Source organism: Pantoea sp. Cy-639 (assembly GCF_011752525.1).
Classification (GTDB): Bacteria; Pseudomonadota; Gammaproteobacteria; order Pseudomonadales; family Pseudomonadaceae; genus Aquipseudomonas.
Genome location: NZ_VWXI01000006.1, coordinates 20,922 through 37,384, shown reverse-complemented (window position 1 = coordinate 37,384; position 16,463 = coordinate 20,922). Strand labels below are relative to the sequence as shown.

Sequence of the window (16,463 nt, the reverse complement as noted above, 5' to 3'; positions counted from 1 at the left end):
TGCCCCGCGACCGAGCCTCTCGATCTGCCTACCCGACAGCGGCAACGAACCTTTGAGCGAGACCGACATGAGCCTGACCATCACCCCCCTCAGCCCGGCCCTGGGCGCCCAGATCAGTGGCGTGGACATCAGCCGCGACATCACCTCGGCACAGCGCGACGCCATCGAGCAGGCGCTACTCGAGCACCAGGTACTGTTCTTCCGCGACCAGCCGATCACGCCGGCACAGCAGGCCCGTTTCGCCGCGCGCTTCGGCGACCTGCACATCCACCCGATCTACCCCAACGTGCCGGAAACGCCCCAGGTACTGGTGCTCGACACCGCCGTCACCGACGTGCGCGACAACGCCGTATGGCACACCGACGTGACCTTCCTGCCGACCCCGGCGCTGGGTGCGGTGCTCAGTGCCAAGCAACTGCCGGCCTTTGGTGGCGACACCTTGTGGGCCAGTGGCATCGCCGCCTTCGAAGCCTTGTCGGCGCCCCTGCGCGCCCTGCTCGACGGCCTCACCGCAACCCACGACTTCACCAAGTCGTTCCCGCTGGAGCGCTTCGGCACCACCGCGCAGGACCTCGCCCGCTGGGAAGCCACCCGGCGCAGCAATCCGCCGCTGTCGCACCCGGTGGTACGTACCCATCCGGCCAGCGGGCGCAAGGCGTTGTTCGTCAACGAAGGCTTCACCACGCGCATCAACGAACTCAGCGAACTGGAGAGCGAGGCGCTGCTCACGTTGCTGTTCGCCCATGCCACACGGCCTGAGTTCAGCATTCGCTGGCGTTGGCAGGAAAACGACGTGGCATTCTGGGACAACCGCGTGACCCAGCATTTCGCGGTGGATGACTACCGGCCGAACCGGCGGGTGATGCATCGGGCGACCATCCTCGGGGATGCGCCGTTCTGAAACCCGGCGGGAATCCGCCCGGGCTGTCGTCAGGGGGCGCTCCAGGCGCCCCCGCAACGCTTACTCGCCGATCAGCGCCTGGTAGCCGGCAGCATCCAGCAGCTTGTTCAGCTCGGCCTTGTCGCTTGGCTTGAGCTTGAAGATCCACGAGTCGTAGGGTTCTTCGTTGAGCAACTCCGGGCTGTCGGCCAGCTCTTCGTTGACGGCGATGACTTCGCCACCGACCGGGGCGTAGATGTCCGAGGCGGCCTTGACCGACTCCACCACGCCAGCGGCGTCGCCAGCGGCGAACACCTTGCCGACTTCGGCCAGCTCGACGAAGACCACGTCACCCAGGGCAGCCTGGGCGTGGTCGCTGATGCCCACGGTCACCGTGCCGTCGGCTTCCAGGCGGGCCCACTCGTGGCTTTCGGCGTAACGCAGGTCGGCGGGGATTTGGCTCATGTCTTGTTTTCCTCGATTGGGTCAGCGGTCGGCCCGCCGTTAAGTGTTCAGATCAGGATCTTGCCGTGGCGCACGAAGGTCGGTTTGACCACCCGCACCGGGTACCACTTGCCGCGGATTTCCACTTCGGCGCGGTCGGCGGTGGCCATGGGCACGCGCGCCAGCGCGATGGACTTGCTCAGCGTAGGCGAGAAACTACCACTGGTGATCTCCCCTTCGCCAATCCCGGAGACGCGAACCACCTGGTGGGCTCGCAGTACACCACGCTCCTCGAGCACCAGGCCGACCAGTTTTTCCTGCACGCCGCGCTCGATTTCCGCCAGCAGCGCGGCACGCCCGATGAACGCGCGTTCGGCCGGTTCCCAGGCGATGCTCCCGCCCAGGTTGGAGGTCAACGGGGTATGGCCTTCGTCGATATCCTGGCCATACAGGTTCAGGCCAGCCTCCAGGCGCAGCGTGTCGCGGGCACCCAGCCCGCTCGGGGCGATGCCGGCGCCGACCAGGTCGTTGAAGAAGGCCGGGGCTTGCTCGCCAGGCAGGATGATTTCCAGGCCGTCCTCGCCGGTGTAACCGGTGCGGGCAATGAACCAGTCACCATCGGCGATGCCTTCGAAGGGGTGCAACTCACGGATCAGCGCGGCGCGCGAGGCGCTCACCAGGTCGGCGACCTTGTCCCGTGCCCGGGGGCCCTGGATGGAGAGGATGGCCAGCTCCGCGCGCTCCCTGAACTCGACCGCGAAACCGGCGCTTTGCGCCTGCAGCCAGGCCAGCACGCTGGCACGGGTGGCAGCGTTGGTCACCAGGCGGTAACCGCTTGCGGTGCGGTAGGCGATGAGGTCGTCGATGACCCCTCCGTCGGCATTGAGCAACGGGCTGTAGAGCGCCTTGCCGGGGCTTTCCAGGCGCGTCACGTCGTTGGCCAGCAGGTGTTGCAGCCAGGGCGTGGCGGCCGTACCGCCGATATCGATGACGGTCATGTGGGAGACATCGAAAACCCCGCAGTCACTGCGCACCTGATGGTGCTCCTCGACCTGCGAGCCATAATGCAGGGGCATGTCCCATCCGCCGAAATCGACCGTCTTGGCGCCGAGCGCCAGGTGCAGGTCATACAGAGGCGTACGCTGTCCCATGGGTTTCTCCTTCCGGGCGTGGCGAGGCGGCAACGGACGGCAATGTGTACCCATTACCTTTTCTTGTAGGACCCGTCGCTGCGAGTGCCGCGCATTGTAGCCGCAAGGAGGCGACCTGGCACCCTCAGCGCGACTGCCCTGGGCGCTGGGCCGAACGCCGGATCAGCGCGATCACCGGCAGCAGCCCGACCAGCACCAGGCTCAGCGCCGGCAGCGAGGCCCGCGCCCACTCCCCTTCACTGGTCATCTCGAACACCCGCACGGCAAGGGTGTCCCAGCCGAACGGACGCATCAGCAGGGTGGCCGGCATTTCCTTGAGCACATCGACGAACACCAGCAGCGCAGCGCTCATGGCGCCCGGCACCAGCAACGGCAGATACACCTTGAAAAACAATCTCGGCCCGGCGACCCCAAGGCTGCGCGAAGCCTCCGGCAGCGACGGACGGATGCGCTCCAGGCTGCTTTCCAGCGGGCCGTAAGCGACGGCGATGAAGCGCACCAGGTAGGCCAACAGCAACGCCGACAGGCTACCCAGCAGCAGCGGCTTGCCCGTCCCACCCAGCCATTGCGAAAACGGAATCACCAACTGATTGTCGAGGTAGCTGAACGCCAGCATGATCGACACCGCCAGCACCGAGCCCGGCAAGGCATAGCCCAGGTTCGCCAGGCCGACCCCGACGCGGATGCCGGTGGTCGGTGCCTGGCGCCGGGCGAAGGCCAGCAGCAAGGCGACGCAGACAGTGATCAGCGCCGCCATGCCGCCGAGGTAGAGGGTATGCAGCACCAGCCCGAGATAACGCTCGTCCAGGTCATGCCGCCCCCGCTGCCAGCACCACACCAGCAGTTGCAGCAACGGGATGACGAAGGCGCAGGCGAACACCAGCAGGCACCAGGCGCTGGCGGCGAACGCCTTGATACCGCGCAGGTGATAGAGCGCCTGCCCCCGTGGCCGTTCGTTGCCGCTGCGGCTGGCGCCGCGTGAACGACGCTCGCCGTACAGCACCAGCATCACCGCCAGCAGCAGCAGGCTGGCCAGCTGCGCCGCGCTGGACAGACTGAAGAAGCCGTACCAGGTCTTGTAGATGGCCGTGGTGAAGGTGTCGAAGTTGAACACCGACACCGCGCCGAAATCGGCCAGCGTCTCCATCAGCGCCAGGGCGATACCCGCACCGATGGCCGGCCGCGCCATGGGCAGTGCCACCCGCCAGAACGCCTGCAACGGCGACAGCCCAAGCACTCGCGCCGCCTCCATCAGGCCCTTGCCCTGGGCCATGAACGCGGTGCGCGCCAACAGGTAGACGTAGGGGTAGAACACCAGCACCAGTACGGTGATCACCCCACCGGTGGAGCGCACTCGCGGCAGGCGCATTGGCCCGAAGACTTCGCGCAAGGCGCTCTGCACGGGGCCGGCGAAATCCAACAGGCCGACGAACACGAACGCCAGGACATAGGCCGGGATGGCGAATGGCAGCATCAGCGCCCAATCCAGCCAGCGCCGCCCGGGGAACTCGCAGAGACTGGTGAGCCAGGCCAGGCTCACGCCCACCACGGTCACGCCGACACCAACGCCCAGCACCAGGGTCAGGGTGTTGCCCAGCAGGCGGCTCATCTGGGTGTCGAGCAGGTGCGACCAGATCTGCAGGTCGACCGTCTGCCAGGACAGCAGCAGGACACTTAGCGGCAGCAGGACCAGCGCGGCGATGAGAAAGACCGGGGGGTACCAGCGGCGTTGGGGGGTGTGGGGCAAGGCGGGAGTCTCTGTGGCGGATTGCGACCGCTGCGCGGTCGTTCGCGGCTAAAGCCGCTCCCACAGGTTTTGTGCTGCCTGCAAGGTTTGTGCGGCCCCTGTGGGAGCGGCTTTAGCCGCGAAGGGGGCCTTGAAGGCCCCGCAAGGATAAGCGGTGGAACTCAGTTCCAGCCAGCCCGATCCATCAAGCGGATGGCTTCAGCCTGTCGCTTGCCGGCCACTTCCACCGGGAGGCTGTCAGCCTTGAAGCTGCCCCAGGCCGCCACTTCTTCGGAAGGCTTCACCTTCGGGTTGGCCGGGAACTCCTGGTTGATGTCGGCAAACAGCTTCTGCGCTTCCTCGCCGGTCATCCACTCCACCAGCTTTTTCGCCGCTTCCGGGTGCGGCGCATGCTTGGTCAGGCCAATGCCCGACAGGTTGACGTGCACGCCACGGTCGCCCTGGTTAGGCCAGAACAGCTTCACTGGCAGGTCTGACTTCTCTTTGTGCAGGCGACCGTAGTAGTAGGTGTTGACGATGCCCACGTCGCACTGGCCGGCGGCGATGGCATTGAGCAGCGCGGTGTCGTCGGAGAACACGTCGGTGGACAGGTTGTTGACCCAGCCTTTGACCAGCTTTTCAGTGTCAGCCTCGCCGTGGTTCTGGATCAGCGTGGCGGTCAGCGACTGGTTGTAGACCTTCTTCGCCGTGCGCAGGCACAGGCGGCCTTCCCACTGCTTGTCGGCCAGGGCTTCGTAGGTGCTCAGCTCCGACGGTTTGACGCGCTCGGTGGAGTAGGCGATGGTCCGCGCACGCAGGCTCAGGCCAGTCCAGTCGTGGGACGAGGCGCGGTATTGCGCAGGGATGTTCTGGTCGATTAGCGCAGACCTGATCGGCTGCAGGATGCCCATCTGCTCGGCCTGCCAGAGGTTGCCGGCGTCGACGGTGAGCAGCAGGTCGGCCACGCCGTTCTGGCCCTCGGCCTTGATGCGCTGCATCAGCGGGGCTTCCTTGTCGGTGATGAACTTGATCTTCACCCCGGTCTTGGCGGTGTAGGCATCGAACACCGGCTTGATCAGCTCGTCGATGCGCGAGGAGTACACCACCACTTCGTCCGCCGCCTGGGCGGTGCCACCGAACAATGTGAGGGCCAGGGCGGCCAGAAGGGGCTTGCGGGGCAACATCGGGGTACTCCTCGCTGAGTTGAGAGGTGCAAATGGTAGTGAATCCCATTTTCCGACTCATCCACTGTGCGGTTACCAGATGTTGCAAAAGCCAGCGTGGGAGCGGGCTGGCCCCACGCCTGGCCTCAAGCCCTGGCGAGTTCCGGCAGGTCCCCGGACAGCCCCAGTGCCTGGCGCACGAACACAGCCTTGGCCTCAGGCATCTGTTCCACCAGCTTCAGGCCACTGTTGCGCAGCCAGCGCAGCGGCAGCGGATTGGCCTGGAACAAGCGCTCGAAGCCTTCCATCGCCGCCATCAGCGCCAGGTTGTGCGGCATGCGCCGGCGCTCGAAACGGCTGAGCACCTTCACATCGGCCAGGCGCTCGCCACGCTCGCAGGCACGTATCAGCTCCTCGGCCAGCACGGCGGCATCGAGCAAGCCCAGGTTCACGCCCTGCCCCGCCAACGGGTGGATGGTGTGGGCCGCGTCGCCGATCAGCGCCAGCCCTTCGTCCACATAACGCTTGGCGTGACGTTGGCGCAGCGGCACACAGACCCGCGGGTCGGCCTCCAGCACCTCGCCCAGGCGTCCCTCGAAGGCACGACCCAGGGCGTTGCAGAACGCCGCGTCATCCATCGCCATGGCCTGCTCGGCCTGCTCCGGCGTGGTCGACCAGACGATCGAGCACCAGTCCTGGCGGCCATCGCGGGCCAAGGGCAGGAATGCCAGCGGTCCTTCGTCGGTGAAGCGCTGCCAGGCCGTGGCCTGGTGCGCCTCGCTGCAGCGCACGCTGGTGACGATGGCGTGATGCAGGTAATCCCACTCGCGGGTCTGGCAACCGGCCAGGCGGCGTACCGCCGAGTTGGCGCCATCGGCGGCGATGACCAGCGGCGCACGCAGCTTGCGGCCATCGGCCAGGGTCAGCAGCCATTCGTCCCCGGAACGGCGCAGCTGCTCCAGGCGGGCATTGGCCAGCAAGCCGATGTCGCTGTCGTGCAGGCGCTCGAGCAAGCCGTCCTGGACCACGCGGTTCTCGACGATATGCCCGAGCACCTGGGCGTGCACGCTGGCTGCCGAGAAATGGATCTGGCCAGTGCCGCTGCCGTCCCACACCTGCATGTCCGAATACGGCGATACACGGCGCCCGGCGATGCCGTCCCAGGCGCCCAGGCGCTCGAGAATGCGCTGGCTGGCCGCCGACAGGGCGCTGACCCGTGGCTCGAACGGCGCTGTGGCGTCAAACGGCTTCACCGACAACGGACCGCCGTCGAGCAGGAGAATTTCCAGGCCACTGTGGCGCAAGGCCAGGGCCAGGGCGCTGCCGACCATACCGGCACCGACAATCAACAGATCTGCGCGCATTTCCATGCCTTACGCCAGCCTCGCTTGCGGCTTGAGCCGCACATATAGGGTTTTCTCGACCCGCGCCACCAGCTCGCCGGCGCCATCGCGGATCTCCACCTGCAGTCGGGGCAGGTACTTCTTGCCGCTGGCGGTCTGCTGGCGAATGTCGTCCAGCAACGCGTCATCGACGTGGAACTCGGCGAACACCGGACCCTTGCCCGGTGCGATGAAATCGATGCTGGCAGCCTTGTCCCAGACGATGTAGTCGCGCCCCAGCCGCTCGATCAACAACAGCATGTAGAAGGGATCGACCATGGCGTACAGGCTGCCGCCGAACTGGGTGCCGACATAGTTGCGGTTCCATCGCGTCAGGTTCATGCGCACCTTGACGCTGCGCATGTCCGGGCTGATGGCCTGGATACGGATGCCCGCGCCGAGGTAGGGCGGGTAGAAGTTGAGCAGCCAGCGCAGCATCCACGCCCGGCGCGCGAGCCTGCGCGACTCGCTCATGCCCGGCCCCGCGGATCGGGGCGGGTGCCCAGGCCCATGGCCTGGCGGGCGAACCAACTGCGGGCGGGCGGCAGCAGGTCGAGGCCGAGCAGGCCAACATTGCGGCCCGCCGCGATCAACGGCTGGTTGCTGCCGAACAGGCGGGTGACCTGGTCGGAAAAACCGATGGTCAGTGCCTGGTCGAGGCGCTGACGCTGACAATAAGCCAGCAACGTGGCCAGATCGCCAGGTTGCTGCGGGCCAGCCAACAGCGCCTCGGCCAGCGACTGCACGTCGCGCAGCGACAGGTTGAACCCTTGGCCGGCGATCGGGTGCAGGCTGTGGGCGGCGTTGCCCAGCACCACCAGGTTCGGTCGCACCTGCTCCTCGGCCTCGACCAGCGCCAGCGGATACAGGTGCCGCGCGCCGACCTGGCGCAAGGCGCCCAGCCGGTAGCCGAAGGCGTCCTGCAGCTCTCTCAGGAAGCTGCGCTCGTCGAGCTCGGCCAGGCGCCTGGCGTCCATCCCCTGGCGGGTCCAGACCAACGCGCAGCGGTTGTCCGGCAACGGCAGCAGGGCCATCGGGCCCTGCTCGGTGAAGCGTTCGAAGGCCTGGCCAGCATGGGCCTGACCGGGGGTGATGTTGGCAATCAGCGCGCTCTGGTCATACGGCGTGCGGCGCACATGCACGCCCAATTGCTCACGCAGGCCCGACCGGCCGCCATCGGCCAGCACGGCCAGGTCGCACTCGATCGAGGTGTCGTCGTCCAGTTGCAGGCGGTAGCCGCCGGCGATGGCCTGCATCGCCTTCACCTCGGCGGGGCAGCGCCAACTGACCACGTCGTTGTCGATGGCCTGCCACAGGCACTGGCCGAGCCAGGCGTTCTCCACCACATAGCCCAGTGCCGGCACGCCCTCCTCGCCCGCGTCCAGGCGCGTGGCGCCGAAACGGCCGCGGTCGGACACCTGGATCTGCAGGATCGGCTCGGCGCGCGGGCTGATGGTCTGCCACAGCCCCAACTGCTCGTAGATCTGCCGGGTGCCATAGGACAGCGCCGAGGAGCGCGCATCGTAACTGGGCTGGAAGCTGTCACCGGGCGCGAAAGGCTCGATCAGCAGGATCTTCCAGCCCCGCGCACGCGCCCCGGCCTGCAGCGCCAGGGCCAGGCTGGCGCCGACCAGGCCGCCGCCGATGATCGCCAGGTTGACCCGGTTCATGCGACGTCCCTGCGGGCGTCGAGCATCAGCGCCTCGATCTCGGCAACCGTCTTGGGCACGCCTGTCGTGAGGATTTCACAGCCTTGCCTGGTCACTACCACGTCGTCCTCGATCCTTACGCCGATGCCGCGCCATTTCTTCGCGACGGCCTGGTTGTCGGCGGCAATGTAGATGCCCGGTTCGACGGTCAGCGCCATGCCCGGTTCGAGCACCCGCCACTGGCCACCGACCTTGTATTCGCCCACATCGTGCACATCCATGCCCAGCCAGTGCCCGGCGCGGTGCATGTAGAAGGCCCGATAGGCCTCGCTGTCGATCAGCGCCTGCACCTCGCCCTTGAGCAGGCCCAGTTCGACCAGGCCTGCGGTGATCACCCGCACGGTGGCCTCGTGGGCGTGGTTCCAGTGCTTGCCTGGGGCGATCTCGGCGAAGGCGGCTTCCTGCGCCTTGAGCACCAGCTCGTAGATGGCTTTCTGCTCTGCCGAGAAACGCCCGCTGACCGGGAAGGTACGGGTGATGTCGCTGGCATAGCAGTCGATTTCGCAGCCGGCGTCGATCAGCACCAGGTCGCCATCCTTGAGCAGCGCGTCGTTCTGCTGGTAATGCAGGATGCAGCTGTTGCGCCCGGCGGCGACGATCGAACCATAGGCCGGCATCTTCGCCCCGCCCTTGCGGAACGCGTAGTCCAGCTCGGCTTCCAGGCTGTACTCGTGCAGCCCCGCCCGGCAGGCCTGCATCGCCCGCACATGGGCACCCGCCGAGATCGCCGCGGCGGTGCGCATCACCTTCACTTCCGCTGCCGATTTATACAGGCGCATGTCGTGCAGCAGATGATCCAGGGCAACGAACTCGTTCGGCGGCTGGGCGCCCAGGCGGGCCTTGGAGCGGATCACGTTGATCCAGTCCATCAGCCGGCGGTCGAACTCGGGATTGCTGCCCATGGCGCTGTAGACCCGCTCGCGACCTTCGATCAGGCCGGGAAGGATCTCGTCGATGTCGGTGATGGGAAAGGCGTCGTCGGCGCCATAGACGTCGATCGCACCATCCTGGCCCGCGCGCAGGCCGTCCCACTGCTCACGCTCGGGGTTGCGCTCGCGGCAGAACAGCACGTACTCGCCGTGCTCGCGGCCGGGAATCAGGGCGATCACCGCCTCGGGCTCGGGGAAGCCGCTGAGGTACTGGAAGTCGCTGTCCTGGCGATAGACATGCTCGACGTCGCGGTTGCGGATGGCGACCGCGGCCGCCGGCAGGATGGCGATGCTGTTGGGGACCATCTGCGCCATCAGCGCCTTGCGCCGACGGGCGTACTCCGCCTTGGGTATGTGGCTCATGGGCAAACGACCCCGTTCAGATCAGTGCAGCGATGGCTTTGGCGCAGGTGCCTGCGGCTTGGCCAGCTCGGTGTACAGCAGCAGCGGCGCGACGCGCAGGTACTCCATGACTTCCATGTAGTCGCTCTCGCCATCCTCGGACTCTTCCAGGGCTTCCTGGACTTGCGAGATGGCTACCAGGTCCTGCAGCACTTCCTTGGCATCGGTGGACAGGTCCTTGCCGCCGGCGTTCAGACCGAAGCCGGTGATGAAACCTTGGCACCACTGGCCCAGCGCGGCGGCGCGATCAGCCAGCGCAGCGTCGTCGGAGGGCAGCAGCAGGACAATGGCGACGTCCTCGCCGGTCAGTTCGGCCTTGACCATCTCCTGCAGGCCGACCAGGGCGTTGCGAACGGTGTCGCCAGGCTCGGTTTCGAGCAGTTGCGCGGCATCGGCCAGCCAGGCGTCGGCATCGAAGCCGGCGCCGGCGCAGCTGCGGCCGATCAGCAGGCCGTGCAGCTCGGCGGGGGTGACAGGGTGGCCATTGCTCGACAGCAGCATGGCGAAGGCGACGTAGGGCGATTGGGTATTGGGCATGGGCAGCTAGGCGCCAGACGGCGCAATGACTAGAATGAAGACCTTGTATCCTAGCACCGGCAGGCGCGCCAAGACCATCAGCACTGGCCGCCCCGTCCCTGTGGCAGGCATCATCGCCAGGTGAGTCAACGATGGAGCGAATCGAGTGCAACCCACGCAAGAGAACGACCTGCAAGCGCTGATGAGCCGTTTCGAGTTGCTGATCGAACGCGTCGAGCAACTAAAGCGGCAAAACGCACTCTTACTAGCTCAGGAAAAATCCTGGCGCGAGGAGCGCGCCCACCTCATCGAAAAGAACGAGATCGCCAAACGCAAGATCGAATCGATGATCTTGCGCCTCAAGGCCCTGGAGCAAGACTCATGAGTTCAAGCAATAGCGTCACCGTGCAGATCCTCGACAAGGAATACTCGATCATCTGCCCACCGGAAGAACGCAACAACCTGGTCGGCGCGGCGCGTTACCTCGACGGCAAGATGCGCGAGATCCGCAGCAGCGGCAAGGTGATCGGTGCCGACCGCATCGCTGTGATGGCCGCATTGAACATCACCCACGAACTGCTGCACCGCCAGGAACGCCCGGAAGCCAGCAGTGGCGGCACCACCCGCGAGCAGGTGCGCGACTTGCTGGAGCGGGTCGACCAGGCGCTGTCCGACGATCCGGTTAGCAAAACCGATTGAGATTGGTATACTGGCGCCACTCCCTGGGGGATGCGCCAGTCGGTTATGTCCCTGAGCCGATACGCACAACCACGGGGGTTGCACGCTGGGGCCGGTGTGCATGTCCGCCCGACGGAAAGCCTTAACGCCCCCTGCAATCTCCACCTTGAACTTTCGGGTTCAAGGGCTACACCGATAGCGGTCTTGTCGGGGAGCCTGATTTCAATGCCCGCCTTCCTGGCGGGCATTTCGTTTGTGCCGCGCGAACGCGGCCAGCACTCCTGGGAACGCCCGTGCCATGACCGACACCGCGCCGCTCACCCGCCCCCAGTTGCGCCGCATACTGCGCAACGCCCGCCGTGCACTCAGCCCCGCCCAGCAACGCCAGGCCGCCCTTGGCCTCTATCGCCAGCTCGCGCAGGACCCTGTATTCCGCCGCGCCCGGCACATTGCCCTGTACCTGCCCAACGACGGCGAGATCGACCCAGGCCTGCTGCTGCGCGAGGCGCAACGGCGCGGCAAGCATGTCTACCTGCCGGTACTGCACGCCTGGCCGCGCACGCGCATGGTGTTCCAGCGCTTCGAGGCAGGCGAGGCGCTGCGGCCGAATCGCTTTCGCATCCTCGAGCCGGTGATCGAGCGCAGGCGGCAACGGCCGATCTGGGCGCTGGACCTGATCCTGCTACCGCTGGTCGGATTCGATGAAGAAGGGGGGCGTCTGGGCATGGGCGGCGGATTCTACGACCGTAGCCTGGCGTATCAGGCCCGACGCAAGACCTGGAAAAAACCGCTGTTGCTGGGGTTGGCACACGAATGCCAGAAGGTGGAGCGACTCACACAGGCCAGCTGGGATGTTCCCCTGCGCGGAACGGTCTCGGACCGTGGCAGGTACCTGGCGCCGCAGTGAATGGCCGCGCAGACGGGGCTCAGCGGCGCGCCTGTTGCACCAGCTCGGCCGGGGCCTGTTGATAGGCGGCGTCCAGCTTGCGCTCCCAGAAACCCTGGGCGTAACCGGTGGTGACCACACCCAGACCAAAAATGAAGGCCAGGATCCAGAGCAGGTCCGGTTTACGTTGTTTCATCGATTGCCCCCCTAGGCAATGGTCCGTGCTCGGCGGCTTTCTTGATGGCCGTCGGAGCGTCTAGCTTTAAAATCGGCGCATTTTCCGACAACGTGAGGCGACACGCAAACCTTGACGCCAACCGGCCGTCGGTTTCATGCAACGAGTTATTTCAACCTCTTTCAGGAGCAGCATCCATGGCCTACTGGCTGATGAAATCCGAGCCCGACGAGCTCTCCATCGAAGCCCTGGCGCGTCTGGGCCATGCGCGCTGGGACGGCGTACGCAACTATCAGGCGCGCAATTTCCTGCGGGCCATGAGCGTAGGCGACGAATTCCTGTTCTACCACTCCAGCTGTCCGCAGCCGGGCGTGGCCGGTATCGCCCGGATCAGCGCCGCCGCCTATCCGGACCCCACCGCGCTCGACCCCGAGAGCCACTATCACGACGCCAAGGCCAGCGCCGAGAAGAACCCGTGGAGCGCCGTGGATGTCGAGCACGTGCGTACCTTCCGCAAGGTGCTGGGCCTGGGCCTGCTCAAGCAGCAAGCCGCGCTGGCGGAACTGCCGCTGGTACAGAAAGGCAGCCGCCTGTCGGTGATGCCGGTCACCCCCGAGCAATGGCAAGCCATTCTCGCGCTCGACTGAAACAGCGTCTATGGTCAAGGGTTTGACCAACATCAACGCGCAAGGAAGCGCGTCGCGCCAGGATAAGGCGTGCAAGCCGCAGGATGCCGAACCGAATGAACCGCAAAGCCCCCAGAGTTTTCGCCTGCGCCCTGATCCTGTTGCTGCTGGCGGCGGGTGGACTGGGCTACTGGAAATCCCTTCACGACCGCCTGCCCGATGGCCTGAGCATGGGCAACGGGCGCCTCGAGTCCACCGAGGTGCAGATCGCCAGCAAGATCCCCGGACGCCTGGCCGAAGTACTGGTCGACGAAGGGGACAAGGTCGCCCGCGGCCAGTTGCTCGCCCGTATCGACACCCGCACCCTCGAGGCCCAGCGCGCCGAGGCCGAGGCCGAGGTACTGCGTGCCCGCGAGAACTACGCCGCCGCCCAGGCCAGCGTGCAGTTGCGCCAGAGCGAACTGCTGCTGGCCAGCCAGGAGCTCAAGCGGGTACGCGAGATATTCCAGCGCAAGTTCGCCAGCCAGCAGTTGCTCGACCAGCAGCAGGCCCGCTACGACACCGCTACCGCCGCGCTGGTCGCCGCCCGCGCGCAACTGGCGGCGATCAAGGCCGCCATCGGCGCCGCCGAAGCCCAGGTAGCCCAGCTAACCAGCGAGATCGACGACAGCAGCCTGCGGGCGCCCATCGACGGCATCATCCAGTTGCGCCTGGCCGAACCCGGCGAAGTGCTCGGCGCCGGTGGCCGGGTCCTGATGCTGATCGACCCCAGCGACCAGTACATGAACCTCTACCTGCCCGCCTCCACCACTGGCCGGCTGACCGTCGGCGACCAGGCGCGCATCGTCCTCGACGCCCTGCCCGAGCACGCCCTGCCAGCCAAGATCGCCTTCGTCGCGGCCAAGGCGCAGTTCACGCCCAAGCAGGTCGAGACCCGTGACGAGCGGCAAAAACTGGTGTTCCGGGTCAAGCTGCGCCTGGCCGATCCCAGCGCAGTGCCCCAGGCCAAGCCCGGCATGCCCGGCGCCGGCTACGTGCGCACCGCCGATGTGGACTGGCCGGCCAACCTGCGATGAACACCGCACCTGCGCTGCTGGGCCAAGGCATCTGTCACCGCTACGGCGAGCTTCAAGCCCTGCACGACGTGACCTTCAGCCTGCCGGCCGGTACCCGTTGCGGCCTGATCGGCCCGGACGGCGCCGGCAAGTCGACCCTGCTCGGGCTGATCGCCGGGGTCAAGCGCCTGCAACAAGGCGAGCTGCAAGTACTCGGCGGCGCGATCCGCCAGCGCCGTCACCGCACAGCGCTGTACCCCAGGGTCGCCTTCATGCCCCAGGGCCTGGGCAACAACCTGTACCCTGAGCTGTCGATCCGCGAGAACATCCGCTTCTTCGCCACGTTGTTCGGCCTTGGTCGCGCCGAGTGCGAGCAACGCATGGCCAGCCTGCTGCGCGCCACCGACCTGGAACGCTTCGGCGAGCGCCCGGCCGGCAAGTTGTCCGGTGGCATGAAGCAGAAGCTGGGCTTGTGCTGTGCGCTGATCCACGAGCCAGACCTGCTGATCCTCGACGAGCCCACCACCGGCGTCGACCCGCTGTCGCGCCGACGCTTCTGGGAGCTGGTGGAGCAGGTGCGCGCCCAGCGTCCACAGCTGACCCTGCTGGTGGCCACGGCCTACATGGAGGAAGCCGAGCAGTTCGAGCACTGCCTGATGCTCGACGGCGGCCGCCTGTTGGCCGCCGGCCCTAGCCGCGAACTGGCGACGGCCACCGCCAGCGGCAAGCTGGACGATGCCTTTACCCATTACCAGGGCGCCGGGCGGGCGCAGCCGGCCGCGCTGCACATCCCGCCGCGCCCGGACGAGGGGGGGCCGGTCGCCATCGAGGCCCACGACCTGACCCTGCGCTTCGGTGACTTCACCGCGGTGAACAAGGTCAGCTTCGCCATCGGCCGTGGCGAGATCTTTGGCTTCCTGGGCTCCAACGGCTGCGGCAAGACCACCACCATGAAGGTGCTCACCGGGCTGATGCCGGCCAGCGAGGGCAGCGCCAGCCTGCTCGGCCGCCCAGTGGACGCCGGCGACCTGGCCACCCGCAAGCGCGTCGGGTTCATGTCCCAGAGCTTCTCCCTGTACGGCGAACTGAGCGCCCGGCAGAACCTCGAGCTGCACGCCCGCCTGTTCGACCTGCCCAAGGCCGACAGCAGCCCGCGCATCGCCGAGCTGATCGAGCGCTTCGAGCTTGGCGCCATTGCCGATCAGCCCTCCGGCGCCCTGCCCCTGGGCCTGCGCCAGCGCCTGTCGCTGGCCGTGGCGGTGCTGCATCGCCCGGAGGTACTGATCCTCGACGAGCCGACCTCAGGGGTCGACCCGGCCGCCCGCGACGGCTTCTGGCGGCTGCTGGTGGAACTGTCCCGCGAGCAGGGCGTGACCATCTTCCTCTCCACCCACTTCATGAACGAGGCGCTGCGCTGCGACCGCATCTCGCTGATGCACGCCGGACGGGTGCTGGCCTGCGACACGCCGCAGGCACTGCAGCGCCAATTTGCTGGGCGGACCCTGGAAGACGCCTTCGTGACCTGCCTCGAACAGGCCCAGGACAGCACCCCAGCGCCGCCACAGCAAGCGCCGTTGGAACAGGCCGCCAATCCACCACCCGCCTTGCGCCAGGCCTTCAGCCTGCGCCGCCTGCTGGCCGTGGCCAGCCGCGAGGGCAAGGAGTTGCTGCGCGACAAGGTGCGCCTGGCCTTCGCCCTGCTCGGCGCGCTGTTCATGATGGTGATCTTCGGCTATGGCATTTCGCTGGACGTGGAAAACCTCGCCTTCGCCGTCTACGACCAGGACCAGAGCCCACAGAGCCGTGCCTATCTGGAAGCCTTCCGCGGCTCGCGCTATTTCGCCGAGCAGGCGCCGATCCGCGATGCCCGCCAACTGCACCAGCGCCTGCAACGCTCGGAGATCAAGCTGGCCCTGGAGATCCCGCCGGGCTTCGGTCGCGACCTGCACGCCGGGCGCCAGCCAGTGGTGGCGGCCTGGCTCGACGGCGGCATGCCGTTTCGCGCCGAGACCAGCCGCAACTATGTCGAGGCCGTGCACCAGGCCAACCTCGAACAATTCGCCGCGCTCAGCCCGCACCCCGTGGCCCGCCAGCAGCCGGTGCGCCTGGAAACGCGCTTTCGCTACAACCAGGACGTGGTCAGCGTGAACGCCATCGGCCCCGGGGTCATGGCGCTGATCCTGGCCTTCATCCCGGCCATGCTCACTGCCCTGGGCATCGTCCGCGAAAAGGAGCTGGGCTCGATCACCAACTTCTACGCCACCCCGCTGACCCGCCTGGAATTCCTGCTCGGCAAGCAGGCGCCCTACCTGGCGGTGAGCCTGATCAACCTGGCGCTGCTGGTGGCGATGAACCGCTGGCTGTTCGGCGTGCCGCTCAAGGGCAGCCCGCTGGCCCTGGCCTGCGGAGGCCTGGCCTACCTGCTGGCGACCACCAGCCTGGGGCTGCTGATCTCGGCATTCACCCGCACGCAGATTGCAGCGATCCTCGGCACCCTGATCCTCACCAGCCTGCCCACCATCCAGTTCTCCGGACTGATCGTGCCACGCTCGTCCCTCGATGGCGCGGCGGCGCTGATGGGCCAGTTGTTCCCGGCCGGCTATTTCCTCGACATCGCCGTCGGCACCTTCACCAAGGCCCTTGGCCTGCGCGAACTGTGGCCACAGTGCCTGGCGCTGCTGGGGTTCTTCGCCGCGTTCACCGGCCTGAGCCTGGCCATGCTGAAAAAGCAGGAGGCCTGA

General features: G+C 66.9%; 17 protein-coding genes and 1 other RNA gene. 8 read left to right on the top strand and 10 right to left on the bottom strand.

The window, feature by feature from the left end; all coding sequences use genetic code 11:
• Positions 1-67: 67 nt before the first annotated feature.
• A complete protein-coding gene (tauD, locus tag F3J43_RS09430; RefSeq protein WP_166885090.1) occupies positions 68-901 on the top strand; it encodes a taurine dioxygenase in 834 nt (277 codons plus the stop codon).
• 60 nt (positions 902-961) lie between these two features.
• Here tauD and gcvH read toward each other — a convergent pair whose 3' ends face one another.
• From gcvH to F3J43_RS09385, 9 genes are all read right to left on the bottom strand, one after another.
• On the bottom strand, positions 962-1,345 hold the full coding sequence (gcvH, locus tag F3J43_RS09425; RefSeq protein ID WP_166885088.1) for a glycine cleavage system protein GcvH: 384 nt from the start codon (positions 1,343-1,345) through the stop codon (positions 962-964).
• Between the two features lie 47 nt (positions 1,346-1,392).
• On the bottom strand, positions 1,393-2,475 hold the full coding sequence (gcvT, locus tag F3J43_RS09420) for a glycine cleavage system aminomethyltransferase GcvT (RefSeq protein ID WP_166885086.1): 1,083 nt from the start codon (positions 2,473-2,475) through the stop codon (positions 1,393-1,395).
• A 124-nt stretch (positions 2,476-2,599) separates the two neighbouring features.
• Positions 2,600-4,222, bottom strand: coding sequence for an ABC transporter permease (locus tag F3J43_RS09415; protein WP_166885084.1), 1,623 nt, complete (start codon positions 4,220-4,222; stop codon positions 2,600-2,602).
• Between the two features lie 161 nt (positions 4,223-4,383).
• On the bottom strand, positions 4,384-5,385 hold the full coding sequence (locus F3J43_RS09410) for an extracellular solute-binding protein (RefSeq protein WP_166885081.1): 1,002 nt from the start codon (positions 5,383-5,385) through the stop codon (positions 4,384-4,386).
• Between the two features lie 125 nt (positions 5,386-5,510).
• Entirely contained in the window at positions 5,511-6,734 is a 1,224-nt protein-coding gene (locus F3J43_RS09405) for a 2-octaprenyl-3-methyl-6-methoxy-1,4-benzoquinol hydroxylase (protein ID WP_166885079.1), read from the bottom strand.
• Between the two features lie 3 nt (positions 6,735-6,737).
• Positions 6,738-7,220 (bottom strand): DUF4442 domain-containing protein, encoded by a 483-nt coding sequence (locus F3J43_RS09400; protein WP_166885077.1) that lies wholly within the window; start codon positions 7,218-7,220, stop codon positions 6,738-6,740.
• Complete coding sequence (gene ubiH / locus F3J43_RS09395) at positions 7,217-8,416, bottom strand: 2-octaprenyl-6-methoxyphenyl hydroxylase (protein ID WP_166885075.1); 1,200 nt, start codon at positions 8,414-8,416, stop codon at positions 7,217-7,219. Before ubiH ends, F3J43_RS09400 begins: the two co-directional genes overlap by 4 nt.
• Positions 8,413-9,747 carry a Xaa-Pro aminopeptidase gene (pepP, locus tag F3J43_RS09390; RefSeq protein WP_166885073.1) on the bottom strand — a complete coding sequence of 445 codons (1,335 nt, stop codon included), beginning with the start codon at positions 9,745-9,747 and terminating at the stop codon, positions 8,413-8,415. Before pepP ends, ubiH begins: the two co-directional genes overlap by 4 nt.
• A 21-nt stretch (positions 9,748-9,768) precedes the next feature.
• On the bottom strand, positions 9,769-10,323 hold the full coding sequence (locus F3J43_RS09385; protein ID WP_166885071.1) for a YecA/YgfB family protein: 555 nt from the start codon (positions 10,321-10,323) through the stop codon (positions 9,769-9,771).
• Positions 10,324-10,468: 145 nt separating this feature from the next.
• Between F3J43_RS09385 and F3J43_RS09380 the strand changes: the two genes are divergently transcribed.
• The 4 genes from F3J43_RS09380 (at position 10,469) to F3J43_RS09365 (ending at position 11,887) form a co-directional block, all read left to right on the top strand.
• On the top strand, positions 10,469-10,687 hold the full coding sequence (locus tag F3J43_RS09380; protein ID WP_502706606.1) for a TIGR02449 family protein: 219 nt from the start codon (positions 10,469-10,471) through the stop codon (positions 10,685-10,687).
• The gene (locus tag F3J43_RS09375) at positions 10,684-11,001 is read left to right on the top strand and encodes a cell division protein ZapA (RefSeq protein WP_166885069.1); all 318 of its coding nucleotides are present in this window, start codon (positions 10,684-10,686) and stop codon (positions 10,999-11,001) included. The genes F3J43_RS09380 and F3J43_RS09375 overlap by 4 nt, the downstream gene beginning before the upstream one ends.
• 17 nt (positions 11,002-11,018) lie before the next feature.
• A non-coding RNA gene (gene ssrS / locus F3J43_RS09370) (6S RNA) lies at positions 11,019-11,198 on the top strand.
• An 80-nt stretch (positions 11,199-11,278) separates the two neighbouring features.
• Entirely contained in the window at positions 11,279-11,887 is a 609-nt protein-coding gene (locus F3J43_RS09365; protein ID WP_166885066.1) for a 5-formyltetrahydrofolate cyclo-ligase, read from the top strand.
• 19 nt (positions 11,888-11,906) lie between these two features.
• Here F3J43_RS09365 and F3J43_RS09360 read toward each other — a convergent pair whose 3' ends face one another.
• On the bottom strand, positions 11,907-12,062 hold the full coding sequence (locus tag F3J43_RS09360; protein ID WP_166885064.1) for a hypothetical protein: 156 nt from the start codon (positions 12,060-12,062) through the stop codon (positions 11,907-11,909).
• Between the two features lie 176 nt (positions 12,063-12,238).
• On the opposite strand from F3J43_RS09360, the gene F3J43_RS09355 reads away from it, so the two are divergent.
• From F3J43_RS09355 to rbbA, 3 genes are all read left to right on the top strand, one after another.
• Positions 12,239-12,688 carry an EVE domain-containing protein gene (locus tag F3J43_RS09355; protein ID WP_166885062.1) on the top strand — a complete coding sequence of 150 codons (450 nt, stop codon included), beginning with the start codon at positions 12,239-12,241 and terminating at the stop codon, positions 12,686-12,688.
• Positions 12,689-12,783: 95 nt separating this feature from the next.
• Positions 12,784-13,743 carry an HlyD family secretion protein gene (locus tag F3J43_RS09350; RefSeq protein WP_166885054.1) on the top strand — a complete coding sequence of 320 codons (960 nt, stop codon included), beginning with the start codon at positions 12,784-12,786 and terminating at the stop codon, positions 13,741-13,743.
• Positions 13,722-16,463, top strand: a complete 2,742-nt coding sequence (gene rbbA / locus F3J43_RS09345) for a ribosome-associated ATPase/putative transporter RbbA (protein ID WP_502706607.1) — start codon at positions 13,722-13,724, stop codon at positions 16,461-16,463. Before F3J43_RS09350 ends, rbbA begins: the two co-directional genes overlap by 22 nt.